At 45.5% G+C, this 25,669-nt stretch carries 30 protein-coding genes; all 30 read left to right on the top strand.

Features of this window, described 5'->3' with window-relative positions; genetic code table 11:
* Positions 1-155: 155 nt before the first annotated feature.
* The 30 genes from L4174_RS06345 to L4174_RS06490 all read left to right on the top strand — a co-directional run bounded on the left by L4174_RS06345 (position 156) and on the right by L4174_RS06490 (position 25,654).
* The gene (locus L4174_RS06345) at positions 156-1,286 is read left to right on the top strand and encodes an SPASM domain-containing protein (RefSeq protein ID WP_248139647.1); all 1,131 of its coding nucleotides are present in this window, start codon (positions 156-158) and stop codon (positions 1,284-1,286) included.
* Positions 1,287-1,788: 502 nt separating this feature from the next.
* Positions 1,789-3,480, top strand: a complete 1,692-nt coding sequence (locus L4174_RS06350) for a radical SAM protein (RefSeq protein ID WP_254589126.1) — start codon at positions 1,789-1,791, stop codon at positions 3,478-3,480.
* Between the two features lie 214 nt (positions 3,481-3,694).
* Complete coding sequence (locus tag L4174_RS06355; RefSeq protein ID WP_248139650.1) at positions 3,695-4,225, top strand: lipopolysaccharide assembly protein LapB; 531 nt, start codon at positions 3,695-3,697, stop codon at positions 4,223-4,225.
* A 48-nt stretch (positions 4,226-4,273) separates the two neighbouring features.
* Positions 4,274-5,362, top strand: a complete 1,089-nt coding sequence (locus tag L4174_RS06360; protein ID WP_248139652.1) for a tetratricopeptide repeat protein — start codon at positions 4,274-4,276, stop codon at positions 5,360-5,362.
* 1 nt (position 5,363) lies between these two features.
* On the top strand, positions 5,364-5,627 hold the full coding sequence (gene fliQ / locus L4174_RS06365) for a flagellar biosynthesis protein FliQ (protein WP_248139653.1): 264 nt from the start codon (positions 5,364-5,366) through the stop codon (positions 5,625-5,627).
* Positions 5,624-6,406 (top strand): flagellar biosynthetic protein FliR, encoded by a 783-nt coding sequence (locus L4174_RS06370; RefSeq protein ID WP_248139655.1) that lies wholly within the window; start codon positions 5,624-5,626, stop codon positions 6,404-6,406. Before fliQ ends, L4174_RS06370 begins: the two co-directional genes overlap by 4 nt.
* Before the next feature lie 10 nt (positions 6,407-6,416).
* On the top strand, positions 6,417-7,466 hold the full coding sequence (flhB, locus tag L4174_RS06375; protein WP_248139657.1) for a flagellar biosynthesis protein FlhB: 1,050 nt from the start codon (positions 6,417-6,419) through the stop codon (positions 7,464-7,466).
* Between the two features lie 23 nt (positions 7,467-7,489).
* The gene (locus L4174_RS06380; protein WP_248139659.1) at positions 7,490-9,523 is read left to right on the top strand and encodes a flagellar biosynthesis protein FlhA; all 2,034 of its coding nucleotides are present in this window, start codon (positions 7,490-7,492) and stop codon (positions 9,521-9,523) included.
* Entirely contained in the window at positions 9,524-10,204 is a 681-nt protein-coding gene (locus L4174_RS06385) for a flagellar hook-basal body protein (protein WP_248139661.1), read from the top strand.
* Position 10,205: 1 nt separating this feature from the next.
* Positions 10,206-10,970, top strand: a complete 765-nt coding sequence (locus L4174_RS06390; RefSeq protein ID WP_248139663.1) for a flagellar hook-basal body protein — start codon at positions 10,206-10,208, stop codon at positions 10,968-10,970.
* 11 nt (positions 10,971-10,981) lie between these two features.
* A complete protein-coding gene (gene flgA, locus L4174_RS06395) occupies positions 10,982-11,650 on the top strand; it encodes a flagellar basal body P-ring formation chaperone FlgA (protein WP_248139665.1) in 669 nt (222 codons plus the stop codon).
* Positions 11,647-12,225 (top strand): flagellar basal body L-ring protein FlgH, encoded by a 579-nt coding sequence (locus L4174_RS06400; RefSeq protein ID WP_248139667.1) that lies wholly within the window; start codon positions 11,647-11,649, stop codon positions 12,223-12,225. Before flgA ends, L4174_RS06400 begins: the two co-directional genes overlap by 4 nt.
* Positions 12,226-12,239: 14 nt before the next feature.
* Positions 12,240-13,358: a flagellar basal body P-ring protein FlgI gene (gene flgI, locus L4174_RS06405; RefSeq protein WP_248139669.1), complete on the top strand. Its 1,119-nt coding sequence runs from the start codon at positions 12,240-12,242 to the stop codon at positions 13,356-13,358.
* Between the two features lie 82 nt (positions 13,359-13,440).
* Complete coding sequence (locus L4174_RS06410; RefSeq protein ID WP_248139671.1) at positions 13,441-13,773, top strand: hypothetical protein; 333 nt, start codon at positions 13,441-13,443, stop codon at positions 13,771-13,773.
* Positions 13,773-14,186 carry a flagellar basal body rod C-terminal domain-containing protein gene (locus tag L4174_RS06415; RefSeq protein ID WP_248139673.1) on the top strand — a complete coding sequence of 138 codons (414 nt, stop codon included), beginning with the start codon at positions 13,773-13,775 and terminating at the stop codon, positions 14,184-14,186. The genes L4174_RS06410 and L4174_RS06415 overlap by 1 nt, the downstream gene beginning before the upstream one ends.
* Positions 14,186-14,461 (top strand): flagellar hook-basal body complex protein FliE, encoded by a 276-nt coding sequence (locus L4174_RS06420; RefSeq protein WP_248139675.1) that lies wholly within the window; start codon positions 14,186-14,188, stop codon positions 14,459-14,461. Before L4174_RS06415 ends, L4174_RS06420 begins: the two co-directional genes overlap by 1 nt.
* Before the next feature lie 3 nt (positions 14,462-14,464).
* Positions 14,465-15,841 carry a flagellar M-ring protein FliF C-terminal domain-containing protein gene (locus L4174_RS06425; RefSeq protein ID WP_248139676.1) on the top strand — a complete coding sequence of 459 codons (1,377 nt, stop codon included), beginning with the start codon at positions 14,465-14,467 and terminating at the stop codon, positions 15,839-15,841.
* Positions 15,819-16,232, top strand: a complete 414-nt coding sequence (locus tag L4174_RS06430; protein WP_248139678.1) for a hypothetical protein — start codon at positions 15,819-15,821, stop codon at positions 16,230-16,232. Before L4174_RS06425 ends, L4174_RS06430 begins: the two co-directional genes overlap by 23 nt.
* Positions 16,225-16,887, top strand: a complete 663-nt coding sequence (locus tag L4174_RS06435) for a hypothetical protein (protein WP_248139680.1) — start codon at positions 16,225-16,227, stop codon at positions 16,885-16,887. Before L4174_RS06430 ends, L4174_RS06435 begins: the two co-directional genes overlap by 8 nt.
* The gene (locus L4174_RS06440; RefSeq protein ID WP_248139682.1) at positions 16,874-18,193 is read left to right on the top strand and encodes a FliI/YscN family ATPase; all 1,320 of its coding nucleotides are present in this window, start codon (positions 16,874-16,876) and stop codon (positions 18,191-18,193) included. The genes L4174_RS06435 and L4174_RS06440 overlap by 14 nt, the downstream gene beginning before the upstream one ends.
* Complete coding sequence (locus L4174_RS06445) at positions 18,186-18,617, top strand: hypothetical protein (RefSeq protein ID WP_248139684.1); 432 nt, start codon at positions 18,186-18,188, stop codon at positions 18,615-18,617. Before L4174_RS06440 ends, L4174_RS06445 begins: the two co-directional genes overlap by 8 nt.
* Positions 18,598-19,551 (top strand): hypothetical protein, encoded by a 954-nt coding sequence (locus L4174_RS06450; RefSeq protein WP_248139686.1) that lies wholly within the window; start codon positions 18,598-18,600, stop codon positions 19,549-19,551. Before L4174_RS06445 ends, L4174_RS06450 begins: the two co-directional genes overlap by 20 nt.
* Complete coding sequence (locus L4174_RS06455; protein ID WP_248139687.1) at positions 19,529-19,960, top strand: flagellar hook assembly protein FlgD; 432 nt, start codon at positions 19,529-19,531, stop codon at positions 19,958-19,960. The genes L4174_RS06450 and L4174_RS06455 overlap by 23 nt, the downstream gene beginning before the upstream one ends.
* Positions 19,961-19,976: 16 nt before the next feature.
* On the top strand, positions 19,977-21,119 hold the full coding sequence (locus L4174_RS06460) for a flagellar hook-basal body complex protein (protein WP_248139689.1): 1,143 nt from the start codon (positions 19,977-19,979) through the stop codon (positions 21,117-21,119).
* A complete protein-coding gene (locus tag L4174_RS06465; RefSeq protein WP_248139691.1) occupies positions 21,119-21,835 on the top strand; it encodes a FliM/FliN family flagellar motor switch protein in 717 nt (238 codons plus the stop codon). The genes L4174_RS06460 and L4174_RS06465 overlap by 1 nt, the downstream gene beginning before the upstream one ends.
* Entirely contained in the window at positions 21,825-22,100 is a 276-nt protein-coding gene (locus tag L4174_RS06470) for a FliM/FliN family flagellar motor C-terminal domain-containing protein (RefSeq protein WP_248139693.1), read from the top strand. The genes L4174_RS06465 and L4174_RS06470 overlap by 11 nt, the downstream gene beginning before the upstream one ends.
* Before the next feature lie 289 nt (positions 22,101-22,389).
* Entirely contained in the window at positions 22,390-23,022 is a 633-nt protein-coding gene (fliP, locus tag L4174_RS06475) for a flagellar type III secretion system pore protein FliP (RefSeq protein ID WP_248139695.1), read from the top strand.
* 135 nt (positions 23,023-23,157) lie between these two features.
* Complete coding sequence (locus L4174_RS06480; protein ID WP_248139697.1) at positions 23,158-23,649, top strand: sigma-70 family RNA polymerase sigma factor; 492 nt, start codon at positions 23,158-23,160, stop codon at positions 23,647-23,649.
* A gap of 8 nt (positions 23,650-23,657) precedes the next feature.
* On the top strand, positions 23,658-24,296 hold the full coding sequence (locus L4174_RS06485; RefSeq protein WP_248139698.1) for a lipopolysaccharide assembly protein LapB: 639 nt from the start codon (positions 23,658-23,660) through the stop codon (positions 24,294-24,296).
* 23 nt (positions 24,297-24,319) lie between these two features.
* Positions 24,320-25,654 carry a hypothetical protein gene (locus L4174_RS06490; protein WP_248139700.1) on the top strand — a complete coding sequence of 445 codons (1,335 nt, stop codon included), beginning with the start codon at positions 24,320-24,322 and terminating at the stop codon, positions 25,652-25,654.
* Positions 25,655-25,669: the final 15 nt, after the last annotated feature.

The raw sequence follows: 25,669 nt of genomic DNA on the forward strand, positions 1-25,669 counted from the left end.
AAACATTCTCCCACGAATAACCCTGCATGATGACTTGAATCAATTCAGTAAGAATTTGCCTTAAATCACTGGTTGTTTTGATTGTGTTACACAAACTCAAGTTATAGCTGAACAACACCGAATCTATGTCTGCATCACTTATCGCGAGACAGAACATGCACCCATTCGAAAATGAAATCGAAATAGTCGATATCACGCCAAGTGAACCATTGTTGTGTAAAACGCCTTTTCATCAGGTACTCGTCGACCCGAAGGGCGATCTGTACATCTGTTGTGGGTCGCACATTCAAAACATGACGCCGGTTGCCGGGAACCTGCTTCAGCAGGATGCACTGGACATATGGAATAATGATATCTACAAGACTTTCAGAATGTCCTTTGTGGATGGCAGTTTGAGATACTGCAATGAAAAAACCTGTTCTGCGGCAGCCAACAAAGACAATCCGGCACTTCGGAATTTGGTTCATTCTGTGGATGAAATCGAAAAAGATCCCGGCTTATTCAACAGTAATTTTTCCGACTATCTGAATGCTCCGGAAAACTTTGACGGCGCCCTGGTCAGTCCGCCGACCCGACTTTATTTAGGTATGGATCCTTCCTGCAACTTGCAGTGTCCTTCATGTCGCAATGAGTTGTATATGGAAGAGAAGGGCAGTCAGCGTTTAGATACCATTTATGGCAATTTGCGAAGTATCACGCCTGGTATCGAATTTCTGGAATTCGATGGTGCCGGTGATGTGTTCGCCAGTCGCTGGTATCAAAAATTTCTCCATCAATTTCCGGTCGATGATTTTCCGAACCTGCAAATGGTGACTTTGCGCTCGAATGGGCTCCTTTGGACAGACAAGAACTGGTATCGCATTCATCCCTATCTTCGCTCCATGGCCATTTATGCCTGCATTTCAGTGGATGCGGCCACTGCTGAAACCTATGCGACAGTACGGGGTGGCTGTTTTGAGAGGCTGATGAAGAACCTGAAATTTGTTCAGCGCCTGCATCAAATTGGGGAAATTAACGAAATCACACTGGTGATGGTCTACCGAAAGAGCAATTATCAGGAAATACCGGCTTTTATTGAGTTGGGAAAATCACTCGGGGCAAGCTATCTGGTGATTCATCCTTTGCAAGCCTGGTCAGAGTCAGCCTATGTCATTGAGGGGAGCTATGACCACGAGGCAATTCATCTCCGGTCACATCCGCTACACGGCGAGTTTCAGGATTTCATCCAGAAACATGGCATCGTCAGTGGTTACAGTGAGTCTGTGTTTATTGATTTTTCCTGGTAGCGCTCATCTCTCACGATTGACGGCTTCAGCCATCTCAGCTGTATCATTTCAATTTGTCCTGAAATTTCCCCTCTGTCTGTTTTGCAACAAGATGGTGAATTGCAATCACTGAAATTTTCTTCACGCCTGGAGATTTATTTATATTTCTGAATGAAAATAAATCAAATATACCTTTTAAATAATCATCGAGCTTTTTTTTGTCATTAATTTGCTGATAGAGAATCTTTTTGGCGTTTTTTGTATGAATTTATTTCAGCTTTAGTTTGAGTGAGCGAATTAAAAATCAACCCTGTGAAAAACCATCACATGAATTTAACTCATATTTAACTTTTGTCTGTCGTTAAATGTTTCACAGGAATATTGTATTTCTTTTGAAATTGCCTAGACAAATAACAATTTGTGATAGCAGTCTCTGTAAAATGAGAAAGTCTACTTTTTATTGCCATAAATGGAACCGAACATGAAAACTTTTGCAAATGCGTTGCAATGAATAATGTGAACGGTGCGTATAAATCTAATTATTAATATTGTGGTGTCAAAATGCTGTCGGTATGATGCAGGCAAAGGATGTAAAGAGGTTACCTGTTGCTTAGACGCTAAGCACGGTCATAGGTGTATGGAAAGAATAGAAGTACTGGATATCACAGACAACGAAGAAAATAATCTTCGTGTCTGGTTGAATTCGCAACTCAGACAATTATGGGATGCGAATGAAACTTCTGTTTCTGCGCTGATCCGCAAGTACTTTGAGAGTGAACACCATGCGAAGCTGTATACGTTTGAACCTGAAGAAAGTTTCAGGAAACAGGAGTTCTTGGTATTTTCTGAGCATGACACCATTATTAGTGCCTGGAAGAAAACAAGTGCCCGTCCTTTTATTGAATGGGCCAGAGGCAATGGCCTGGATAAATTTCCCTATGTCATGAATGGCAGGGTTTTTACCGATAACACTGCGGATGTCATTCACCATCGGCTACCCTCAGATTTTATTACTTTGCGTTTGCTTCGGAATTATCCGGCGTCATTAAAAGCAATTTTGCAATGGAATGATGTGCAAAGTCTGGACGCTTTCAGTGCGCTGGAAGAAATTCAACTGTATCTGAGAAATGAGCCTGTCCTTCGTGATTGGGACTGGGTTGAAGGGGTTCAGAATCAAAATGGTGAAAACCTTTACTGTATTTCACCATTTCGTGAGCTGATTCTGGTGAATGATGGCGCTTATTTTTGTTGTAGTGCCTGGCATGGGTATCCGAGTGTCGGAGATCCAAGAGACGCAGCACTCGACACCTTATGGAATAATGAAGATGCAGCTGAATTTCGAAAATCGATTCTGGACGGGTCGTATCGATATTGTCGTCATGATGTGTGCCCAAAGCTGGTCAATCCGGAATCACAGCTGAAAACCTTTACAGAGTTACCCTCTGTGGTTCAACACGGCATCTTGCAAGAGAGTGGTTACTTAGAAAGTGGATTTGAGTTTATCAACTATGGTTTTGACCCTTCCTGCAATCTGTCTTGCCCGTCGTGTCGGCATGATGTGATTCTTGCAGAAGGGAAAGCAGCAGAAGATATCAAATTCATTGAGCGTCAGATTGAGGCAAACAGTACCGATTTGCAGGAGCTGTATATCTCCGGCGCCGGTGATGCCTTTGGATCACCGTTCTCGCGGGATTTTCTCGCGCGGATGAAAGAGGAGAATTTTCCGAGTCTGCATTCAATCTTGCTGCATTGTAATGGCCAGCTGTTTAACTCGTTTATCTGGCATAAATTGCCAGATTTTGTCCGTGACAGAATCAACTATGTTGAGATTTCGATTGATGCGAGTTGTCAGGAAACTTATGAAATCAACCGGCGTGGGGGCAGTTACTCAAAACTTCTGGAGAACTTATCATTTATTCGTGAGTTAAAGCAGCGGGGTGAACTTGGTTATATTAAATTCAGCTTTGTCGTGCAGCAGAACAACTATGATGAAATGCCTGCTTTTGTTGAATTTGCCAAGAGATACCATGCAGATTGCGCATTTTTTTCACGATTGATGAACTGGGGAACGTTCTCTACAGATGAATATTTATCCCGTGATGTGGCAAATCGGTCTCATGATCATTTTCCTGATTTATTACGGGTTATCAGTGATCCGATATTTAACGATGAGATCGTAGATTTAACAAATTTGAATCATTTATTGAAAGCATAAATGAATATTGGTGTTGATTTAACGTTGTGAATACGCAAGATATTTTTCTTGGCTTGTATATTTATTGTTAAATTTATTTTCCATGAAATTGATTGTAATAATTACATCCTGTTTTGTGATAGAAGAATTCGAGGGACGTTCATCTTTTCTATAGGATCATCTTTGAAATAGTCTGAGGAAAAGACTGATTTATCTATTCGTGCGTGAGGATAATATGCTGCACTTTGAAATGTTCTCTACAGAAGAGCTTTTGGCTTTTGCTGCGCTTGATCTTGAAAATGACAACCTTTTTCAAGGCATGGAAAAGCTGAAGCATTTAAAAAATAATCAGGTTGAATCAGACGAGTTGGATTCAATGTTAGGCAGCGTTTATGCAAAGCTTCAGTTATTTCATCAAGCGGTTGAGCATTATTCTGCATTGCTGGAAAGAACACCTTCCCGCCTGCATGAAAGATTTCAGCTGGGAATGGTATACCGGGAAATGAATGAGCTGGGTAAAGCCGCAGAATGTTGGGACGGTGTGCTGGACGTTGAAGAAAACTATCCGCCTGTTCTTTTTCATAAAGCATTGTTACTCATCCTGACCGGCGAAGAGGTCCAGGCCAAATCACTGCTGCAACAATTAGTCGCGACAGCAGAAAGCGATAATTATTACGTGGAACGAGCGCTCGGTGTTTTAGAGGAAATTTCGGCTGCGTCGCAAGAGCCGACACCGGTGACCCAAAAACTTGACCAGGTTCATTGATAGTAAGTGATGACGATGTCCCTTCAGCGATTAAAAGAATTTCTTGAAATGGATCCATCCAATGCGTTGCTGGCCCTTGATTTGATTGGGGGCTTAGCGAAGCAGGGAGACTTCCGGGCAGCGATGCAAATTGTTGATCAGTCACTGGGACTGAATGATGATCATGCAGATTTTCTGAGTTGGAAGGGGCACTTATGTCTGGCTTTAAATCAGTATGATGACGCCGTTCAGGCCTATCATGACCTGTTCCGTCGCGGTTACGCTCAGCCGGGTCTGAAAATTAATTGTGCACTGGCCTGTTTTCAGACCGGAAAGTATGAAGCGGCTTATGAGTTGCTGGCGCAGATTCCTGAACTTGATGTGGCAAATACGCTGCTGAAAGCACGTTGCCTGGCGCATTTAGAAAATAACTCGCAGGCGATTGCAGAAACGTATCGTTTACTCACAACGTGTACGCCGGAACAACACGCTGAAGTTCACGGACTGCTGTCCTTATTGTATCTGGATGATGCGCAGTATGAACTGGCTGAAAAGCATTGCCGCACATCGTTGCAGCTGGACAACAGCCAGTGTGATGCTTTGATCACCAGCGCTAGTTTATCTCTGTACCGACTGGAGACGGAAATGGCGTTAATCATCCTGGAACCATTACTGGCACAGCATCCGGAAATGGGACGCCTGTTGGCGATGAAGGCGCTGTCATACATGTATGCCCACCAATTCGATGCTGCGATTCAATGGTATGAAAAGGCGTGCCAAAAAATGCCAGGACATGTTGGCAGTCGGGTGAACTTAGGCTGGTGTTATTTTTCGGTGAAGGATTATGACCGTGCCGAATCCTGCTTCAAAGAAGGTCTGAAAACAGACCGGAATTTTGCTGAATGTCATGGCGGTCTGGCAATCGTGAATGCTGTCCGGGAAAAATGGTCAGTTTCACAGGAACAACTGAAGCGGGCCCTGAAGTTAGATGCCAATTGCCCGTCTGCATTGTTTGCAAGGGCGCTATATTTACAGGTGAAAGGGAAAACCAAAGAGGCAGACTCGATTATGTCAGGACTGATGGCATTCAAATCGGACCTCAGCGTTGAAAATCTGTCGGAAGCGATGAAAAAAATAATCCTGAGTCGTCAGCCATAAAATGGACAAAGATGCTGCCAGCTACTTATTAAGTGAATTAATGCATGTGGCTTTTATTATTTGTGGTCCAATTTTGCTGGTTGCATTGGTCGTTGGATTAATTATCAGTATCTTGCAAGTGGTAACACAGATACAGGAAATGACATTAACTTTTGTGCCGAAAATGATTGCAGTCGCACTTGTGATTATGCTGATGTCGAATTGGATGCTTGGGGTATTAACGGAGTTTGCAATCAACATATTTGATTATGCGGCGAGTTTGTGACACTGAATGCTATTTTAAGTGACTGGCAATCTTATACGATTGTATTTTTTCTGATTCTTTTAAGAATTACGCCTGCTTTAGTGTTCAGGAGTATTAACCCATTGTCGATGTTACCGCCATTTATAAAAATGGTGGTCACCGTTGTGATTGGTGTGATTATTTTTACTCATACCATCGATCAAAATTTAATAATACGCGCTGTGCATTTAGAGGGTACGGCATTGGCGGTAGCGTGCCTGAACGAGTTCTTTATTGGTCTGGTTTTCTGGTTCGCCTTGGTTGTCACCTACGGTGCAATATTTACGTTTCTGAAATTGCTCGATATGCAGGTAGGTTTTAATCCGATGGGGATTTTTAACCCGGCGATGCAGGAATCGGAACCAATTCTGACCCGGGCAATTATCATCTTTATCTCATTGATGTTTTTTGTCACCAACGCGCATTACACTGTGATTGAGTTACTTGCAGCATCCATCCGGTCTTTTCCGATCCTGTCAGGTCCCGGCGAACCGCAGCTGGACATGATGATCGCGTTATTTTCATCACAGATGGTTCTGGCATTTCTCCTGGCACTGCCCGTGATGATTGCTATTTTTTGGGTTGATCTGCTTTTAGGGCTTTGTAATAAAATGATGCCTCAAATCAACATTTACTTTGTTGGTTTACCCGCAAAAACTGCTGTCGCCTTCCTGATTCTCGGAATTTCTTCCAGACATGTCAGTGAAATTACAGACAGGCTGTTTGATGGTGTCTTTTCATACTGGCTTTCGCTTTATTGAGGGCAACGGGATGGCATCAGAAGAAAAAACAGAAGAAGCAACACAGTATAAATTGCAGCAAGCGAAGCAAAAAGGGCAGGTCTCCAAGAGCATGGATGTCAATGCTTTCGCTGGCTTGCTGATTACATTGGTCACAGTTCTGTTTATTGCCAAAGAAATTGGCGTGCAGCTGATGGCGGTGATGCAAAACGTTTTCCTGATGGCGCCAGACATATCGGTACAAAGTGACAGCTGGCTGATCGGGCAGATTTTTGAATCTTATATCTATGCCACGATGCCTGTTTTGCTGTTGGCGATTTTAATTGGCGTCATTGTTAATTTCATACAAACGGGTGGGATTTTCAGCTTTCATCCGATAAAGCCGGATATCAAGAAAATCAATCCGATTCAAGGGTTTAAGAAGTTATTTTCTTTAAAGTCTTTGTTTGAGCTGGTGAAAAATCTGCTCAGGCTGTCATTGGTTTCGGTACTGGCGTATATGATTTTCTATGATGAGATATTTACATTACCGGATTCAATCAGCTATTCGTTGTCAGGCACACTGGATAAGGTCAATGCCCTGCTGATTCAAACCATTGTCTTTTTTATTCTGGCGATGGTTCCTTTTACCCTGTTCGATCTGATATTTCAGCGCTGGTCTTTTCGCAAAGAAATGCGGATGTCGAAAAAAGAGGTGAAAGATGAATATAAAAATCAGGAAGGTGATCCGGAAATCAGGTCGAAAAGGAAACAAATTCAGAAAGAATTGCGAGGAAAGCTGGGCGCACTTTCAAACGTTCCTTCAGCGGATATGGTGATCACCAACCCGACCTTTGTTGCGGTTGCACTGAAATACGATCCGAAAACAATGACCGCGCCCAAAGTCGTCTCCAAAGGGAAAGGGCAGCTTGCATATCAGATCAGGAAAACAGCCCGTCATCATCAGGTTGTGATGAAAACCAATATTCCGCTTGCTCGCGTGCTGTATCAAAAAGTGAAGATCAACGCTGAAATACCGCCAGAGTTATATGATCAGGTTGCCGAGATTTACCGCTGGTATTTCAATACTCAACATCAATAAAGTGATAAACCAAGGAACTCATCTTGTTTAAGCAATATATGCTGAAGGACTGGCATAGTAATTTATTTATCATCGGTGTTGTGTTGATTCTGATGGTGATATTTTTGCCGGTTCCGCCTGGAGTGCTGGATTTCCTTCAGATTATCAACTTCAGCGTTGCACTCTTAATTCTGTTACTGACGTTTTGTACAGATAAGCCACTCAGCTTTTCAACGTTTCCATCCATTATTCTGATTGCAACGTTGTTCCGTCTCTCACTGAACATATCTGCAACGCGTTTAATTCTGAGTGAAGGTGAAGCGGGGCACGTGATTGGCGCCATCGGTGAATTCGTGGTTGCTGGAAACTATGTGATTGGTTTTATAGTTTTCATCATTCTTGTTGTGGTTCAGTACGTTGTTGTAACCAATGGTGCGCAGCGTGTGGCGGAAGTCGCGGCCAGATTTACCCTGGACAGTATGCCCGGTAAACAGATGGCGATTGATGCCGACATGAATATGGGCCTGATTGATGAACATGAAGCCCGGGAAAGGCGCTCGAATATCGAACGGGAAGCAAACTTTTATGGGGCGATGGACGGCGCCACAAAGTTTGTCAAAGGTGATGCGATTGCCGGCATTATTATCATTCTGATCGATATTATCGGGGGAGTGTCTGTCGGGGTCGCGCAGCACGGGATGAAGTGGGGAGAAGCCCTGACGAAATATTCTCTCCTGACGGTCGGTGACGGGATTGTCACGCAAATCCCTTCTCTGATTATTGCGGTGGCCACCGGCATCATTATTACCCGGGCAGCCACAGACTATGAACTCAGCCGCGAGATTGGCCGACAGGTTTCATCACACCCCCGAACACTCATTCTGGTGACGCTGGCGCTGGTGCTGGCACTGTTTCTTGATGGCTTACCGACGATGCCGATTTTGCTTGCGATCGGGTTGTTTGGCGGTTGTGTCTGGTGGGCAATCAAGTCTAATCACGTGATTGAGGTCCACGATGCGGAATCGGAAAGCAAAGATGATCTCGTGGATTACATCAAGATTCATCCCATTGAAGTGCGTCTCGGGAAGGATCTGAAAAAGAATATTGAATCCGGCAACTGGGCACTGGATAAGCGCCTGGAAGCCCTCAAGAAACTGGTGGCGAAAGACTTCGGCTATATTCTGCCGGATATTCAGTTCAAGGCGGACAGTGAGCTGGATGCGGATCGCTATGAAATCCATATTCACGGCTCCCGCATCGGAAAAGGTCAGATTCAAAGCAATCGAATTATGGTGATCAGCGCCCCTGAGATCCTGGCGGAAATGACCGGGGAAGCTACCAAAGAGCCGGCTTATGGTTTACCGGCGCTCTGGATTGACGACACCATGCGGTCATTTGCGAAGAGCCGCTCCTGTACAGTCGTTGAGCCCGAGATGATTATTTTCACGCATATTTCAGAAGCGATTAAAAATAATCTGCAGGATGTGCTGTCCCGAAAAGACGTCGAACAAGTGTTAAACCGGTTAAAGCAGGACAATGCGTCTCTGGTCGAAGAAATTGTGCCTCAGCTCCTGAGCATTTCTGACCTGCACCGTCTGCTCAGACTCTTACTGAGCGAGAAGGTCAGCATCCGTCATATTGAACTGATTCTCGAAGCGGCGTCTGAGCATGCGAGTGCTGAAGATAAAAATATTGAAAAACTGGTTGAGAAAGTCCGGGAACGATTAGCACTTCGGCTCTGTGACCGTTATCTGGACCCCGAAGAGCATTTGAACGTAATCACCATGACGCCGCAACTGGAGTCCATGCTCAAGCGTGCAATCGGCGGCGACAGCCATGATGGTCAGATTGCTCCGGGCGAAGTTGAGTCTGTGCTTCAGCAACTGGTCCGTCAGTGTGAAAACGTGATGGAAAAAGGTCTGGAACCTGTGTTGCTGTGCTCCGGTACCCTGCGAGCGCCGCTTCGGAAAATCACCGAGCGAGTGGTGCCAAGGCTGGCGGTGATATCTGCGCAGGAAGTGAAGGGCATCAAGCTGATCCGGACCGTTGGTCAGCTCACGCATGGGGAAAGCCGTTAAATGGACAAAATTTCAGGTATCGTGATGTATTCCCTCAGCCGCGATATGAACACGGTCAATCAGATCAGTACCAATACCCAACATGTGACGACTACCGGGTTTAAAGCATTACTGGCCTCTGATGACGCGGGGAAGAACCAGACGAAAACAGCGGGGCAGATTATTAACCTGTCGCAGGGAGAGCTGAAACAGACGGGGCGTAATCTGGATTTTGCCATTCAGGGGACGGGATGGTTTGTCCTGAAGTCAGGCAAAACCGTGGCGTTGACCCGCAATGGCCAGTTTCAGCTCGACGGTGCGGGTTATGTCGTGGATAGCCGTGGGTTTCGGTTACAAAGTCAGAATGGTGATATTCAGTTCGACAGCACCAGTATTCATGTGAATTCTGAAGGGAAAATTTCGGATCCCAGCGGGAATACTGAAGAATTAATTCTGGTACAGGTCGGCGAAATAAATCCGGAACAATATCATCAGGGACATATTATTTACGAGAAAATGCCAAGGCTTGATATTGACAGTCAAAGTCAGATTTTACAGGGATATCTGGAGCAATCCAACGTTGATTCCGCTTCAGAAGTAGTCGAGTTGATGACGGCAAAACGCCACATTCAAACCATGCAAAAAACATTAGCGGCATACGATCAGGTATTAAAGAAAACCATCAGCGAATTAGGAAAATAAGATGATTGAAGCGCTGTCCAATGCAGAAATGGCACTCAGAACTCAACAAAAATATATCGACATGATTTCCAACAACGTCTCCAACATTAATACGCCAGGGTATAAAGCGAGTACGCCGGTTTTCAATAGTCTGCTGTCCAGCACTACATCTGTTGAAGGTGCTGAGCGTAATCTTTCGGTTGGTGGCGGTGTTGAAATAAAAGATGCGATCTTTCGATTTGTTGATGGCGAGTATAAGTACACGGCGTCGCCGCTTGATCTGGCGATTCAGGGGAATGGCTTGCTTGAGGTCGAACTGGATAATGGTGAAACCGCCTACACGCGTGTTCTGTCCTTGCGCAAGCTGGAAGATGGCGCACTGGCAACCGTACAAGGACACCGCCTGGCAGCCAATATCATTGTTCCGCCTGATGTTGAAGAACTGAAAGTTTCCGGCGATGGCACGGTGTTCGGAAAGATCCAGGGGGAAAGTGACATGCTTGAACTGGGCCAGCTTGAACTCACTGTTTTCGATTCATTTGAAGCATTAAAACCGGGCTCCGGCGGTGTGTGGTATCAGACGGAGGCAGCCGGAAAAAGACAGTATTTAGTCCCGGGAGAAGACGGTGCGGGCACAATTTTGCAGGGATATACCGAAATGTCGAACGTCAATATGATCGATGAAATGGTGTCTTTGATGGCTGCCCAGAGAGCGTACCAGTTAAATTCAAGAGTTATTCAGGCCAGTGATCAAATCTTAGAAACGATTAATAACTTAACCCGTTAATTGTTCCGGTTATGATTCAACAAATATTTTCTGTAAGTCTGGTTTTCATTTTATTTTCTCCCGGTGCATTTGCCGGTTTAAAAGAACCGCTGAGTTATCTTTCTGATTATTTATTTACGCAAGGCTACGATAATTTCGTCATCAATAAAGCGGGCGCGCATCCGGACATTGATGATGGATATCAGTTTCAGAAGATTGAATGTCGTTTTGAAATTCATCGCTGCCGGGTCGTTGTTGAACATCCATCGGCTGAGGGGCACGTGAAAACACAGTCACTGTGGTACATCATCAGCAGTCAGCAGTTAGGCTGGGAAGCAAAACGCAATATCAGGCAGGGAGAGGCCATCAGCGATGATGATTTCATCTGGCGTATGACAGATGCATTTTCCTGTAAGAATCAATTAGCCAAAACAGATGATATGACCCGGAAACCCGTTGCGGTGAGAAAAATAAAATCGGGTCAGGCCTTATGTGAATATGACCTGGAAAAAGGAATGGATGTTCAGAAAGGTGATTTTATCACTCTGGTCAGCCGTTCAGATTCATTCGAGATCACGTTGAAAGTCAAGGCATTATCCAAGGGAAACAGAGGGGAAACGGTGAAAGTCAGAATTCCCGGTTCGGGAACAATGCTTGATGCAGCGGTCGTCTCTTCAGGAAAAGTGGAGTTAGTCAGGTGACAAAAAATCGAGACATCCGGATGCTGGTGGTCGTGCTCAGTATGGTGAGTGCTTTCCCGGTCCGGGCCATTGAATTCGACATTGATCATTACAGGGCGAGCTGGGCTGACCAACGCGCTTATAAAGTCGGGGATATTGTCACTATTTTAATTGCGGAAAATGCGAAAGCGTCATCGTCTGCCGGCATTGATGCGGATAACAGGCATAAGATTGGGGTCAGTAATGACTTCAGAGGTGAGCAATTCAATTTAGATGCCGGGCTGCGGAGTGAAATGGCAAATGACGCCAGCACTTCACGGCGGGGGAGTATCAGCGCCACGATCACGGCCAGAATCATAGGAATTGATCCCTATGGCTTGCTCAAAGTTCAGGGTTCTCAGTATGTGACGGTTAACGGAGAAGAGCAACAAATCACACTCAGTGGTTTTATTCGTCCGGATGATCTCAGCCCACAGAATGCAATCATTTCTTCCCGGATTGAATCGGCCCAAATCGAATTGAGCGGTATTGGTGAAGTCAATGATAACCGGAAACCAAGCATATTCCGTTCTTTGTTCAGATGGCTGGGTTTTTAACGATGAACGTTTTGATGCAAGCCGCGCTTATCGCCGCAACCTGCTTTTTTACAGTGAATGCCTTTGCGGCAGAAACCTATGTTCGTCTGAAAGACATTGCCCGCATTGAAGGTGATCGGGACAACGCTCTGATTGGCTACGGCCTGGTTGTTGGTCTGGCCGGCAGCGGCGATTCAAGGCGGAGTAAGTCGACTATCCGCAGTATTTCAAACACGCTGCGCGAGTTTGGTCTGATCGTAGCAGATGATGACATCAACAGCAGAAACGTTGCTGCGGTGATGGTAACCAGTGAGGTCGGGAGTTTTTCAGAACGCGGGGACAGGATTGATGTTGCGGTGTCTGCGATTGGGGATGCGAGAAGTCTGATCGGCGGCACACTCTTACTCACCCCTTTAGAAGCCATTGACGGGAAAACCTATGCCGTTGCTCAGGGGCAGATTTCTGTCGGGGGCTATAAGTTTGAACAGTTCGGGAATACGGAGCAAAAGAACCATCCGACCGTGGGGATCGTCCCTAAAGGCGGGACGATAGAGCGAGAGAATACGGGTTATCTGGTGAACAAAAACGGCAAAGTGGGCATTGTGCTGCGTGAAGCCGACTTTGGCACTGCAATTAACATCGCTGATGCGATCTCAACGCTCGGATATCAGGCGGAAGCCATCCATTCCGGCAAAGTAGAGGTGAGTTTACCTGCGACGAACCGTAACGCGGTTGTTCGTGCCATCGCCAGCATGGAGTCGCTGAATGTGCTGGCGTCCCAGAAAGCTCTGATTATCGTGAATGAACGAACCGGTACCATCGTTTCCGGTGGTGATGTGCAGGTGAATTCACTGACGATAGCGCACGGCAATCTGGAGCTGAGTATTCGTACGCAATACAGTGTCAGCCAGCCGCAGGATGTCATTATCGGGCGCCATATTGAAGGAAATAACAGCAAGACGGTTGTCGTACCGGATACCAATATCAGTGTGAAGGATGATAACGCCAAAGTTGCTCACTTCAGCCAGACAACCACCATATTTACCCTGGTCAGTGAACTGAGAAGACTGGGTTTATCGACGCGGGACATCATTGTGATTTTGCAGGCAGCCGATAAAGCGGGTGCGATTAATGGCAAATTAATTCTCCAATAAATATCAGTTGATATTTTACGAATGCCATAAAGAAAATAGGCCCTAGGTTAAATTCCGATGGGCATGATAAAAGGATGTTTCAATGAACTTGGATATTCTGCTTGAGGAAATATCTTCCTCGCTGAGTCGATTATCAGTCGAATCCAGAGTGAATAATTATAACCTGGTTGCTGCACGTCTAGGTGAGCAACAATATAAAGTCACTTTTTCTGAAACTTTGAATTCGGAAACAACATCGCATCGTGTTTCTAATTTTCATGGTCAAAATACAGAAATTCAGGTTGAACCGCAGGAACAATCGATTGATGACATATTGCTGAAAGCCATTGAGTTATCCAGTCAGAATAACCGGCTGGTGACTCTGATGAATGCCCGGCTCGATCTGGAACGCATGATCATCAAAGGTGGCCGTTGATGGAAAAACTGAGTGCGATTGATTTGATGTCTCTATCGATGCAAATTGAAAAGCAGAAAATGGAGACAGCAACTTATAATCTTTCCATTATCAATCAATCTTTTGGCGACCGACTTTCTGTGCAGCGTGCCCAGAAAGTGGATGTCGCAAATTTACCTTCTATTGATGAAGTGATCTCAGGCGTACGCTCGAAAGAAATTCAGGTGAACAGTCAGGATGACGGTAACGTCGTGGGTCGGGTTGTGTCTTATGAAGGCGGAAAGCCTGTCATTCAGTATCGGTCAGACATCAAAATTGAAGCGCAAATGATTCATCTGAACGACGCCACACGGGCCTATGAGGCGAGTCTCAGGCTGTTCAATATGAATAAAGAGATGTCATCGAAAATCCTTCAGATTGGGAGTAAGCGATAATGAAAGTTGAAGCAATTTCGGGGGATTTACTGAAATCGCTCCAGAGTGAAGCCTTATCCGGCACTCAGCAGAATATTCAGGTGAATCAAGCAAATTTTACCGACCAGCTTGCCAGTATTGATGAGCGTATTCTTGCTGTATCAAAAGGTGAAAAAATTGAGTTGCATGAGTTGATGATTGATATCGAGCGCGCAAAGCTCAGCTTGGAATATTCAGTTGCATTGAGAGATAAACTGATCGATGCATATAAAGAAGTCACCAGAATGCAAGTGTAGAAAATGGAATTTAATCAAAGAGGAAAAGTCCTACTGGCTGTAGGCGTGGCAGTGATTTCTCTGGCTGCAATATTTGTTTATTTTCTGGTTTTGAATAAAGACTATGAACTTGTTTTTGCCGAACAGCCTCCTGAACAGCTGGCCAAAGTTGCGACAAGTCTTGAGAATGCCGGAATGAAATTTCAGTATCCGGAATCGGGACAGGGCATTTTGATCGAGAAGAGTAAACTTGCCGAAGCAAGAGTACAACTCTCGAAAGACCAGGTGTTTCAGAGTGATATTACCGGGCTGGAAATTTTTGGTGAAGCGCAGCATGCCATGTCTGACTTTTACCAGAAAATTAATTATCAGCGCGCCATTCAGGGGGAACTGGAAAAATCACTGCTGACGATTCAGGGCGTTTCTTCGGCTCGGGTCCACCTGGCGATTCCGCGAGAGCGAACTTTTTCACAAAATAAAACTCCGGTGAAAGCTGCAGTCACGTTAACGCTTTCGGCATCTGAACCGGTGAATCAAAGAGCGCTGGTTGCGACAGTGAAACAGCTGGTGTCGAATTCTGTGATTAATCTGGAACCGGAAAATGTCTCGGTACTGAACAGCAATGGTCTGATTCTGTCTGGCGGTGTGCCGTCACTGGATGAAAACGCTAGCTTTGGTATCAAGAAAGAGATTGAACAGGACATTGAAGCAAAAGTGATCCAGTTGCTCTCCGCTTATTTTGAGGCTTCGCAGATCGGTGTGTCTGCGTGGGCAACGGTGAACAATGACAAAATCAAAGAGTCGTCTGAGGGGCTTGAATCTGCTGAAGCACCGGTGGTGACCAAACGGGTCACTGAAACAACTCAGGGCAGTAAAAATAAGCCGAAGTCGACCGTGCTGAATGAGGAATTCAGTTATAAATCTGTGAAGCGGGATATTGATTATCAGCGCGGAAAACTTGAGCGTCTGACGGTCAGCGTGATGATTCCGGAGTCTGAATATTTCACGAAAGACGTGTTGCAGAACCTGCTTCGTACCGCGATTGGCATCAATGAAACTCGTGGCGATCAATTGTCGGTGGCATTGATCCCGGTTGAGGCGCTTCAGCCGGAAGCCGCAGTGCAGGAGATTCGTCCTGCGCTTGAGGCATCGTCTTCGCTGAATGCTGAAACGGATGCACATAGCCAAACTCAATCTCAATCCCAGCTGGGTGCTTTACCGGATACGGAACAACCCTGGCTCTGGGGTTCTGTCGGTGCTTTCGTACTGCTGTTGATTGCATTCCAGCATGGACTGTATCGGCGTAAGTTGTCGTTAAAGCGGGATGAAGAAGCGATGATTTTGAAAGATGTTTCACTATGGCTGGAGGGGCGTGAACTTGAGCAAAACACTCAACTATAGTCTGTTACTTTTAAAATCATCTCCCGGATTGCAGGCGAAAATTTTGTCCCGGCTGGATTCAGGACAGCAGCTTCTTTTGAAAGAAAAACTGCAAAGCGTGCCTTTGGTCGGACTGGAGAAGCTTCGCCAGATGAAAGACCAGCTGTGTGAAGAGATGGCGCCGCAATCTGCAGTCATGCAGCTTCAGCCAGCTGCAGGGTTGATCAGCCATGATGACCGTCAGGATGGTGCAGATGCGCGAATGATCGACTTGATGATCAGCTCGGAAGTATTTGAGGTTCAGACCCGACAAGAAGCATCAGCCTATCTTGAGTGTCTCGATGACACTGCGATTCAGCTGCTGCAATCCTATCTTGATTCTGCAAATTCAAAAGAGTGTTGCGATGAGTGATTTGAATCTGTCATCCCTGCCTTTGAGTGATCGTTCAATGAAAGGCTTTATCGAAAAGAACTTTCAGTCTGAACTTGAGCAGGCCTTTCTTGCGGAAAAGCAACGCGGCTATCAGGAAGGGATTCATGAGGGGCAACGGCGTCTTGCAGACCGGGAACGTGAAATCACGGAAAAGGAAGCCGAACTCCGTCAGCAAATGGAGCAGTTTGCGCTGAGAGAGCAGGCGCTATCAAAAAAAGAGGCCATGCTGGCCCGGAACGCCAGTCAACTGACTGAAATGATGCGCAGTCTGGAAGCCGAGTTTCAGCGTCAGCGGGAGGACAACAGGGCGGATATCATTTATGTCCTTTCCAGCGTCTTTCAAAAGGTTTATCACACTGAGCAGATGCAGCACTTACTCATGGAATTAATCTCGGCTGAAATGGCGAAGCTGCCGAAACCTGTGGTGCATCTTGAAATTTCAACTGAGATCGATGCCTTGATCCGGAAACAGGAGACGGACATTCCTGGAGGGTGCCAGTGGATTGTGGATCCTGCGCTTTCGGCTTTTGAGGCAAGAATTGTGACCGAAGCAATGTCAGTCAAAGTGTCTCCCAACCGAATCCGGCAAGTGTTCAAAAGTAATTTGATGGACCTGATTGATGAAATCGAATAAGTGGCTGCTGACTTTGCTGGATGGGACCACAGAAGCTTCGGTGGCAACTGAATATGGTCGTGTTGAATCCGTATCGGGCTGCTTTATCGAAGCGTCGCACCAGGGCTGTGTGGTGGGTGAGGAAGTCACCATCTACGCCCGGTCCCGTGTTGTCGAAGCGGAAGTCGTTTCGATTCAGGGAAATCGATGCCTGCTTGCCCCTTTAACCAGTCTGGAGGGAATTGGGGTCGGCAATGATGTTGAATACAAGAAGCAGCTGCCGTCGATTGAGCTGATGAACAACCCGTTCGGTAAAGTCTTGAATGGCTTTGGCCAAGTAATCTCAGCGCAGGAACAGGAAACGGTCAGGGAGACGACGGCTTCAAATCAGCTGATGCTTTCCACCGAACCGGCACCCGTGAGCGCAAAGGAGGCGGTGACCGCGAAAATGGAAACCGGCGCAAGAATTATTGACGATATCTTTCCGCTCGGGATGGGGCAGAAAGTCGGGATCTTTGCCGGTTCCGGCGTGGGGAAATCAACTCTGCTCAACAAGCTCTATCAGGGGATGCAGGCTGACGTTAAGATTATTGCGATGGTTGGTGAACGAAGCCGGGAGGTGGTTGATTTTTATCAGGAACAGATGTCTGCTGGTCACTGCGACGATACCATCTTAATTGCTTCGACATCGGAAGATTCTCCGAGTCTGAAAAGGCGCGCCGTGTATGTTTCGCTTGCGTACGCCAGACATTTTTGCGCGCAGGGAAAAAACGTCCTCTTTGTGCTGGATTCCATCACCAGACTTGCTCACGCACTTCGTGAAATAGGGATATCCAGAGGAGAGCTGCCCGTGGCGAGGGGCTATCCGCCCTCTGTTTTTGCTGAATTGCCAAAAATTGTCGAATTATGCGGAAACTTTAAAAATCAGGGCAGTATTACGAGCATTATGTCCGTACTCGTTGATGGTGATGATGAAAATGAGCCAGTGACAGATTTCATGCGCGGGGTCCTTGACGGGCACTTTATCCTTGACCGCAAACTGTCAAACCATGGTTTATACCCATCAATCAATATCTTAAAAAGTCGTTCACGGGTGATGGAGAACCTGTTTTCACCGGATGAGCTGACGTTTGAAAAGAAAGTCAGATCGATCTACAGCGATTATTCAGAGGTGGATGATGTGGTCCGGACCGGGCTTTATCAGGCCGGAACAAATGATGAAATCGATAAAGTCATCGCGATGAAACGGCGATTAGATCGGGAACTCTATTGCTGGAAACATCGGATTGATGAGGAGGTAAAGCACGATGTCCTCAGATATGAATAGTGTGATTAAATTAAAAAGCATCGAGCAAAAAATAGAGGTCATGAAAGGCTGGAAAAAGATTTCAAAAATTGAAAAACGGCAAGACACACTGAAAAGAATGATGCATGAAATTGATTCGGAATATAACGATCTGAATCATCACTTTGATGTTTGTACAAATGCTGAATTAAACAATCTTGCCATTCATCATGCCTCTTATCTCTCAGCCATGCGAAAAAACCTGCAAGATGAATTTTCTCACCTGTCAGAAAAGCATCAGCATGTGACGAAAGAAGTGACGCTGGCAAACGCGCGCGTAGAAATATTTGAAGATCTGGATAAGGAAACGCGCACGCAACAGGTAGCCAGGAAAAACAGAGCACAGCTTGAATCTGAACTCATGGAAGCGACGGGCAGGAAGAAGCATGACGCAGATTCACAGTGAGAAATGCTTCAGCCAGCAGCCTTTCCGGCAATCACCAACACTCAGTCAGCAGAAGCTAGGGCATCAGTCCCGATCTTTTGGTGAGTGTTTGAACCGTCAGGCTGAGCCAGGCACGCAAAAGGAAGAAGCTCAGAACAACTCGCAGCGGGCAGCAGATGTATCGTTGAAACAACAGGTCGGGGGTCTGCCCTTTCATGAAAGTGAGTCGGCTGCAGCGCATGTGGCGCTGAACCACCTTCGTGAAACCGCATTGCAGGGAAAAGGGCAGAGCACGCGGGTTGAAAATCTTTATCAAACCGAGCAGACAGAAAGCGAGATTGAAGAAGCTCTGGCGTCTGAAGATTTCAATGCGGCTTCAATTGGCCGGGATATCGATGTTCTGAGTACTTTATTTCATCGTGGCGACGAAGAAATGAATACCGGGAACTTCATTCATCAACTCGTTGCAACCGGACAATTTGACACAATTCAGGTCAGTGAGAAAAACAGCGATTCTCTGTTTCCATCGATGAATGGTGAAACAGACCTGAATCGTTCAGACCATCGGGTGTCTGGGCTCAGCACCGGGTTTCAGTCTCACGCGACTGGCGGCTATTTTGAGCGGTTATCCGGAGAAACGACTGCTTCCGCTGAAAGGGTTTTCTGGCGTGGAAAAATCCAGCATTCGGCGAGACCCGCTGTTCAGAATGAATCGGTGATGGATGCGTATCAGGCCCGGAAACCCGCTTTCTCAGAAGACTTTACCAAAACCCTGTTAAAAACATTTATTGAGCCGGACAAAATCAGAGTCTGTTTTCGGGATTACGCGGGGCAGACCAATAAAGAAGCGTTGATGAAGCTCATCCAGGCATTGCATGTGCAGTCGGATGGGCCAGTCTTCCTCACCTATAACGGCGTGACTGAGGTGCATTATGGCGATACCACCCGTGGGTAGCGTAACGCAATCCCAATCTGCGACACAGCTGAATGCTGCGCTCGGACAAGACGATTTTATTAAATTGTTCATGTCTCAGTTGAAGGCACAGGATCCGTTGGAGCCGGTCAATAATCAGGACTTTCTGGCACAGATGGCCCAGTTTTCATTGCTTGAATCCAGCCGGATGGCCAATGAAGAATTAAGCCAAATCAGGCAACTGGTTGAATCGACGCAAGGCGTCGGTCTGATGGGAAAGTTTGCTGAAACACAATCAGCCAACGGCAGTATTTTAGGTGAAGTTGTTTCCGTCGGATTTACACAAAATGGCACTGTCGTCAGCCTGAAGATTAAAGATGAAAATGGTCAGGATTATTATGTCAATGACCTGCCTGTTACGAAATTAAGCCGGATTTATTCTGGCGAATAACCTCAAAGGATAGAGAATGTTTCAGTCTTTTTATAATGGCTTGTCCGGAATGCAGACAAGCTCAAAGGCGCTGGATATTGTCAGTGATAACGTCGCGAATATGCAGACGCCGGGTTTTAAAGCCAAAGATGTATTTATGACGAGCGTGAATGGTGGCGGCAAAGGATTAGGTTCTCAGGTTGCGGAGTCCGGTCACCGATACACCAATGGCGAAGTCGCACAAACCGGAAATAATACGGATGTGTTTCTTGATGGCCGGGCATTATTTGCGCTCAAAGATGGCGGTAATTATTACTACACCCGGGCGGGAATGTTCACGCTCAATGACCAGGGGGTTCTGGTTGACCGGCTCTCCGGATTTGAAGTTGTCGGCATTGATGATGCCGGACGCCTGAGTCCGATTCAGGTCGGTTCAAATGATGTGATTCCTGCGGTTCCCAGTACGTCGGTCTCGATTAAAGGCGAGATTTCGACCAAAGATACCAGCGTCGAGTTAGAAAAGGTCCACTACGTCGCCAGTGATGGCAGCCATCAGCAGCTCAGCGTGTCTCTTGAATATGATGAAGCTTCAGAGAGCTGGGCGGTCAGTGTGAAAGATTCAGACGGTAATGAAGTGGGGACAGGCAGCCTGGAGTTCGACCTTGGCGGGACACTGAAGGTCGGAAAAAATGAAGTGGCTGCGACGCTCGAGGATGGGCAGGCGCTCAAGATTAAATTTGGGGAAGCGGGATCATTAGCCGGCGTGACGCTCCGAAATGAAAATGAAGAGTCCAGCCTCAGCCTTGATGCGGTGGATGGTTCTGGCGAGTCACCTTTTTCAGACATCAGTCTGACCAATGATGGCCGGGTGGTTCTGCAATACGGCAACGGCGAACAAAGAGAGATTGGCACCATTGGTGTCGCGAAAGTGGAAAACTATAGCCATTTTCGTGTGAAAGAGGGCCATCTTCTGGAAACGCAGGAAAAACCGGAAATCTTGCAGATTGGCCGCGGACTGGATGCAAATCTGATTGCCGGGGCCATCGAATTATCGAACGTAGATTTGGCGCAGGAGTTTGGCGATATGATGGTGATTCAGCGATCCTACCAGGCCAGCTCCCGCGTTATGAGTGTGTCGAATCAACTGATTGAACAACTTTATAACAGCACGGGAAGTTAATGAACAGTCCGCAAATTCAGCTCAATCATGATGTCATTTCAGATTATCTGCTTGCTTCGTTTCAACGGGCATTTCAAGCGTTAGGCAGTCATGCCTGTTTATCCGTAGAAAGAAGAAATCCCGCTCAAGTGAAGACGGCGGATATGTACACGTCGGGATTTCATGATCTTCCGGGTGTGGAGCTGTTCTATAACGCTGATTTTGCGTCTTTGCTGATGCGCAGAAGATTTGGCGACAAGGTGAATCCCTCAGCTCATGAAGACCCGTTTGCACGACATGTGATTCAACACTGGCTCCTCGACTGGTTTAAAAAAGAGGAACTGCTGTGGGATGCTTCAGAGCAAGATGATCAATCGGCCTGTTTTCGGTTTTGTGCTGGCGAAGCTGAAATCCTGTTGAGTTTATCTCAGTCTGTTCAGAAGCGGATTCTGACACAGAAGCTGTCACTGGATTTAAAGAAACGGCCGGATCAGCGCCAGGTTTTGTCGGCTCTTGCTGATTCTCCTGTGAAATTATCCATTGAATTACCGATAATTACGACAACGGTTGAAAAGGTTCGCCTGTTAAAGCAGGGAGATGTTCTAAAAACGAATCGAAAAATTAATGATGGTCTGATTCTGAAGTTGGATCATCAGGTCATATCAAATCATGTTTTTGTTTCTTTCGAAAATGGTGAAGCAAGCTTAATTGTTGGGAGTGTTGCAGATGAGCGTTGAACTGAAGAAAAATATTGAATCATTTTCTGAGAAAGTGTCTTTAGATACCTTTTCCAATATAGAGGTCAGCCTTGATGTTTTAATCGGTGAAATTAAAACTGATATCGGCTCTCTGATGAATCTTTCTGCCGGAGATATTCTGAAATCGGATGTGAAAATCTCAAACAAGATCGATCTGAACCTGAACGGAAATAAAATCGCTGAAGGGATTCTGGTGGAAGAAGACGGCTACTTTGCATTACAAATTGTGAGTGTCAGCGGATGATTTTCAAAGAGGTGGACTCAGTGCTCACCCCCGGATATTTCCTGCTGATTATTTTTCTGATTCTGACTCTGATTCTTGTGACCTGGTATAAAAGGAATAATGCTCATAATGAGGGGAAATTAAATAGCAAAGTCAGGGTGTTGGAAAAGGCGTTTTTAGATAATAAGACTAAAATATTTGTGATTGAGTATGAAGGAAGTAAACATTTTATTGTTTCAAACTCAACATCTGTTTCAGTATCTCAAAAAATAGAAAGTTAATTTTTATGTTCAACGGGAACATCATTTAGATGGATATCGATCTTACGCATCCAATTGTTCAGTCATTTTTCTTATTAACTGCTTCGGCTTTTATACCTGTGCTCTTGGTATCCGCAACCTGTTTTACCAGATATGTCATCGTTATTTCTCTGTTACGAACAGCTTTGGGACTACAACAAACACCACCCAATATTGTTGTGATTTCAATTGCGCTGTTCATGAGTATTTTTACCATGGCGCCAGTGTATCAGGATGTAAAATCCGTCTCTTACGATAAGTATCTGTCTGGTGATATCACTCAGCAGGAAGCGATTGAAAAAGGGATTGACACATTTTCTGAGTTTTTGATTTCAAAGACTTCAGAGAAGGATTACTACTTTGTAAAAAGTCTGAACAGTCAGCAGACAGAGAATGAGACATTACTGGAACTGACCACTCTGATTCCAGCTTTTATGCTGAGTGAGCTGAAGGCCGCGTTTCAATTTGCATTTGTGATTTTCTTACCTTTTCTCCTGATCGACCTCATCGTTGCAAGTGTCCTGATGGCCTTGGGTATGATCATGTTGCCGCCCATTTCCATATCACTTCCGATTAAGTTGCTCATTTTCGTTTTGATTGATGGTTGGACTTTACTGGTTGGAAGCCTGATCAGAGGCTTTTGATTTTTCATGAATGAAGTCATTGAGCTCAATACGGCACCCGAATCTGATGATGAGAAGACGAAAGATAAGCTTGTCAGCTGGGAAAGTGTCACGTCTTTACTGCCCTGGTGTGACATTATCGCGAAGCAATTTGTGATGAAACATAAATATAATCACGAGATTGATTTTGATGATTACAGGAATATCGCCGTCATCGCACTTTATGATGCCTTGAGCCATTTTGATGCCAGAAAAGGTTCATTGAAATCCTACTGTTTTACGTATATGTATCATGAAATCAACCGGTGTCTGATGAAGTCAAACAGTTATCTCTTTAAGAAAGTCAGTATTCATGCTGAAGATGTTTCCGGCACAGATATGATTGAGGAATCTCCTGGTTTTTATACTTTGTCTGCCAGGTTGAATGGTAACAGAGATGAGGAGGAACATGATGAGGCGGCAGCATTCATTTATATTGACAGATACTTCTCAGAACTCAGTCATGATAAGCAGAAAGTTATCGTAGAACATTATTTTAACGCAGTTTCACTGAAAGAATTAGCGGCCCGGATGAGACGCACGCCTTCAAGAATCTCTCAAATTCATCAGAGTGCGCTGAAAGAACTCAGCAAAAAGTTAAATTCATAGGATCAACGATGGATAGTCAATTAAATTATCAAGAAATATTAGGATTAGCCGTACATGCAGTACACAATCAAGATCTCGTGACTGCACTTGAGCTTTGTAAACGAGTTAATAAAGACAATACGCCTGATCAGGCTCTGAACTTAATTCATGCCGCCATTCTGAATCAAATTGGCATGTTTTCAGCGTCTGTCGATATTTATCAAACTGTGATCTTCAATGAACCAGAAAATCAGCTGGCAAAATTTCAATTAGGAATTGCTTACTTTTGGCGAGGAGACTTCTCTGAGGCTGAAAGTCTCTGGGGCGACTTGCCTTATTTTGTGAATTTTACGGCTGCCTTGCTGGAAGCGAAGCGGAAAAACTATACCGAAGCGGTTCGATGCCTTCAGGCCTTTATGGCAGAAAATACAACGTATCCAGATTTAAACACGGATGCTTTCAATTTAGTGGAACAATTCCAGAAAATGATTTCAGATGCGCAAGCTGAGCAGTCGGCTTCTGCGGAAAGGACTTCCCGACCAGCCGATCAGACATCCACACAGAATGAAGCCGCGTCACCTCTCAGCCATCAGGAACATTCAAAAGACGTTCCTGCCACTTCACTGAAAGATGTCAATGCACTCTTATCGATTTATAAAGATGACTAAACCAGGCGTGAGAGGGTAATTGGATGGAAACAGTACCGGTTCAGCTCAGAAAAAAATCATGTATTCATTTATGGTCAGCACCATCGGTTGATGCTGAAGCATTTCATTATCATGTCAGCGGAGAGGGTGAGTTTCTGGAAGGGAGAGCGGATCGCTACGGCATGCTGGGGTCTGGTCGCTGTGCGATTGTGAATGGCGGGCTAGTGAAAGGCGTCGGACCGACCCCTTTGGTCAATCAGGAACGACATTTCTATTCGACTGGCGGATTGATCATTACAGATGCCGTGATCGAAGTGATTTACCTTGAAGCCATTTCGCGATTGATTCCAGATGCCATTAAACCCTTATCCGTTTCTTTTACCGATCAGATGGAAGAAATCAATCTCGAGTCCGCACTGGAAGCCGGGTACGATTTAGATGAGGTGCCGCTGGAAAGGAAAATTGATCACGGTTGTCTGCTTACCAGAGAAATCCCTGTTCGGGTTGCCCATCTTTATCCGATGAATTTAACGCGTGAAGAGATACTGAACTTTTTGGTCACGCATAATCCTGAAATTGCAGATGCCAAACCGTGTTTCATCATTCAGAAATTTATCCGGAAGGTTTCAGATAATCTGGCGATTTTATTTATGAATCGTTTTTCTGTCGGGACAACGGCCATCAGTAATTTCAGTATTCATGGTGTGCCTTTTGACGTCGCTTCAAGTTCATTTTTACGTGATTTCCGAAACTGCTGGATTGCAAGCGGGAAAATTCCGGTCTGGGAAGAAAACAGGTTCATCCTGAATGAGCTGGTTGCGTATATTGTCGATTTTCTGGGCATTTTTGATATCAATCATATTGATGAAGCGGTCGAGATGATTGATGAAACTTACGATAAGCTCGACTGGATCTGGGAATCTTCTCTGAAACGTGCTTCGTTACTGATGTTTGGTTTAACGCTGGAAGAGATCGACCAGCTGGATGAGGCGTCTGCAATGCCGCTTCAGAACGCGATTCTTGCTTATCTTCAGAAAGATACGCTGGAATACGATTTATATGATGGTGATATAGCGGACTGGCGCGCGCCCAAATGGGTGGGGCTGAATTTTGAGGACGAGTTTCCTCGGTTACTGAAGGAGGGTATCCCTACTTCATTTGAGCCGCTGAATCAGGCGTTCAAAGCCTTTGATTTCGGTTTCACGGATGAACACATTCGGCGGTGTCAAAAAATCTGTGCTTCCCGTTTGCCGCTGACCAATGTGCCCACACTGGAATTGAAACTTCGTAACCTCCGAAACGTCAGTGGTGATATCAATCTGGACGGTTACCGTGAAGTGCTGGATGAAGCACTGGCCTATCTGGATGTCATGATTTGATTTGTCAGCATCCCG

The organism is Photobacterium sp. CCB-ST2H9, from assembly GCF_023151555.2.
Classification (GTDB): Bacteria; Pseudomonadota; Gammaproteobacteria; order Enterobacterales; family Vibrionaceae; genus Photobacterium.

Excerpts from the sequence above, each read along its gene's own strand:
- L4174_RS06345 (WP_248139647.1), top strand. The coding sequence starts at position 156 with ATGCACCCATTCGAAAATGAAATCGAAATAGTCGATATCACGCCAAGT.
- L4174_RS06445 (WP_248139684.1), top strand. The coding sequence starts at position 18,186 with ATGAATAGTGTGATTAAATTAAAAAGCATCGAGCAAAAAATAGAGGTC.
- L4174_RS06490 (WP_248139700.1), top strand. The coding sequence starts at position 24,320 with ATGGAAACAGTACCGGTTCAGCTCAGAAAAAAATCATGTATTCATTTA.
- L4174_RS06435 (WP_248139680.1), top strand. The coding sequence starts at position 16,225 with ATGAGTGATTTGAATCTGTCATCCCTGCCTTTGAGTGATCGTTCAATG.
- L4174_RS06440 (WP_248139682.1), top strand. The coding sequence starts at position 16,874 with ATGAAATCGAATAAGTGGCTGCTGACTTTGCTGGATGGGACCACAGAA.
- L4174_RS06385 (WP_248139661.1), top strand. The coding sequence starts at position 9,524 with ATGGACAAAATTTCAGGTATCGTGATGTATTCCCTCAGCCGCGATATG.
- flhB (WP_248139657.1), top strand. The coding sequence starts at position 6,417 with ATGGCATCAGAAGAAAAAACAGAAGAAGCAACACAGTATAAATTGCAG.
- L4174_RS06480 (WP_248139697.1), top strand. The coding sequence starts at position 23,158 with ATGAAACATAAATATAATCACGAGATTGATTTTGATGATTACAGGAAT.
- L4174_RS06415 (WP_248139673.1), top strand. The coding sequence starts at position 13,773 with ATGGAAAAACTGAGTGCGATTGATTTGATGTCTCTATCGATGCAAATT.
- flgA (WP_248139665.1), top strand. The coding sequence starts at position 10,982 with ATGATTCAACAAATATTTTCTGTAAGTCTGGTTTTCATTTTATTTTCT.
- fliQ (WP_248139653.1), top strand. The coding sequence starts at position 5,364 with ATGGACAAAGATGCTGCCAGCTACTTATTAAGTGAATTAATGCATGTG.
- L4174_RS06485 (WP_248139698.1), top strand. The coding sequence starts at position 23,658 with ATGGATAGTCAATTAAATTATCAAGAAATATTAGGATTAGCCGTACAT.
- flgI (WP_248139669.1), top strand. The coding sequence starts at position 12,240 with ATGCAAGCCGCGCTTATCGCCGCAACCTGCTTTTTTACAGTGAATGCC.
- L4174_RS06390 (WP_248139663.1), top strand. The coding sequence starts at position 10,206 with ATGATTGAAGCGCTGTCCAATGCAGAAATGGCACTCAGAACTCAACAA.
- L4174_RS06465 (WP_248139691.1), top strand. The coding sequence starts at position 21,119 with ATGAACAGTCCGCAAATTCAGCTCAATCATGATGTCATTTCAGATTAT.
- L4174_RS06450 (WP_248139686.1), top strand. The coding sequence starts at position 18,598 with ATGACGCAGATTCACAGTGAGAAATGCTTCAGCCAGCAGCCTTTCCGG.
- L4174_RS06360 (WP_248139652.1), top strand. The coding sequence starts at position 4,274 with ATGGATCCATCCAATGCGTTGCTGGCCCTTGATTTGATTGGGGGCTTA.
- L4174_RS06460 (WP_248139689.1), top strand. The coding sequence starts at position 19,977 with ATGTTTCAGTCTTTTTATAATGGCTTGTCCGGAATGCAGACAAGCTCA.
- fliP (WP_248139695.1), top strand. The coding sequence starts at position 22,390 with ATGGATATCGATCTTACGCATCCAATTGTTCAGTCATTTTTCTTATTA.
- L4174_RS06410 (WP_248139671.1), top strand. The coding sequence starts at position 13,441 with ATGAACTTGGATATTCTGCTTGAGGAAATATCTTCCTCGCTGAGTCGA.
- L4174_RS06470 (WP_248139693.1), top strand. The coding sequence starts at position 21,825 with ATGAGCGTTGAACTGAAGAAAAATATTGAATCATTTTCTGAGAAAGTG.
- L4174_RS06455 (WP_248139687.1), top strand. The coding sequence starts at position 19,529 with ATGGCGATACCACCCGTGGGTAGCGTAACGCAATCCCAATCTGCGACA.
- L4174_RS06420 (WP_248139675.1), top strand. The coding sequence starts at position 14,186 with ATGAAAGTTGAAGCAATTTCGGGGGATTTACTGAAATCGCTCCAGAGT.
- L4174_RS06355 (WP_248139650.1), top strand. The coding sequence starts at position 3,695 with ATGCTGCACTTTGAAATGTTCTCTACAGAAGAGCTTTTGGCTTTTGCT.
- L4174_RS06425 (WP_248139676.1), top strand. The coding sequence starts at position 14,465 with ATGGAATTTAATCAAAGAGGAAAAGTCCTACTGGCTGTAGGCGTGGCA.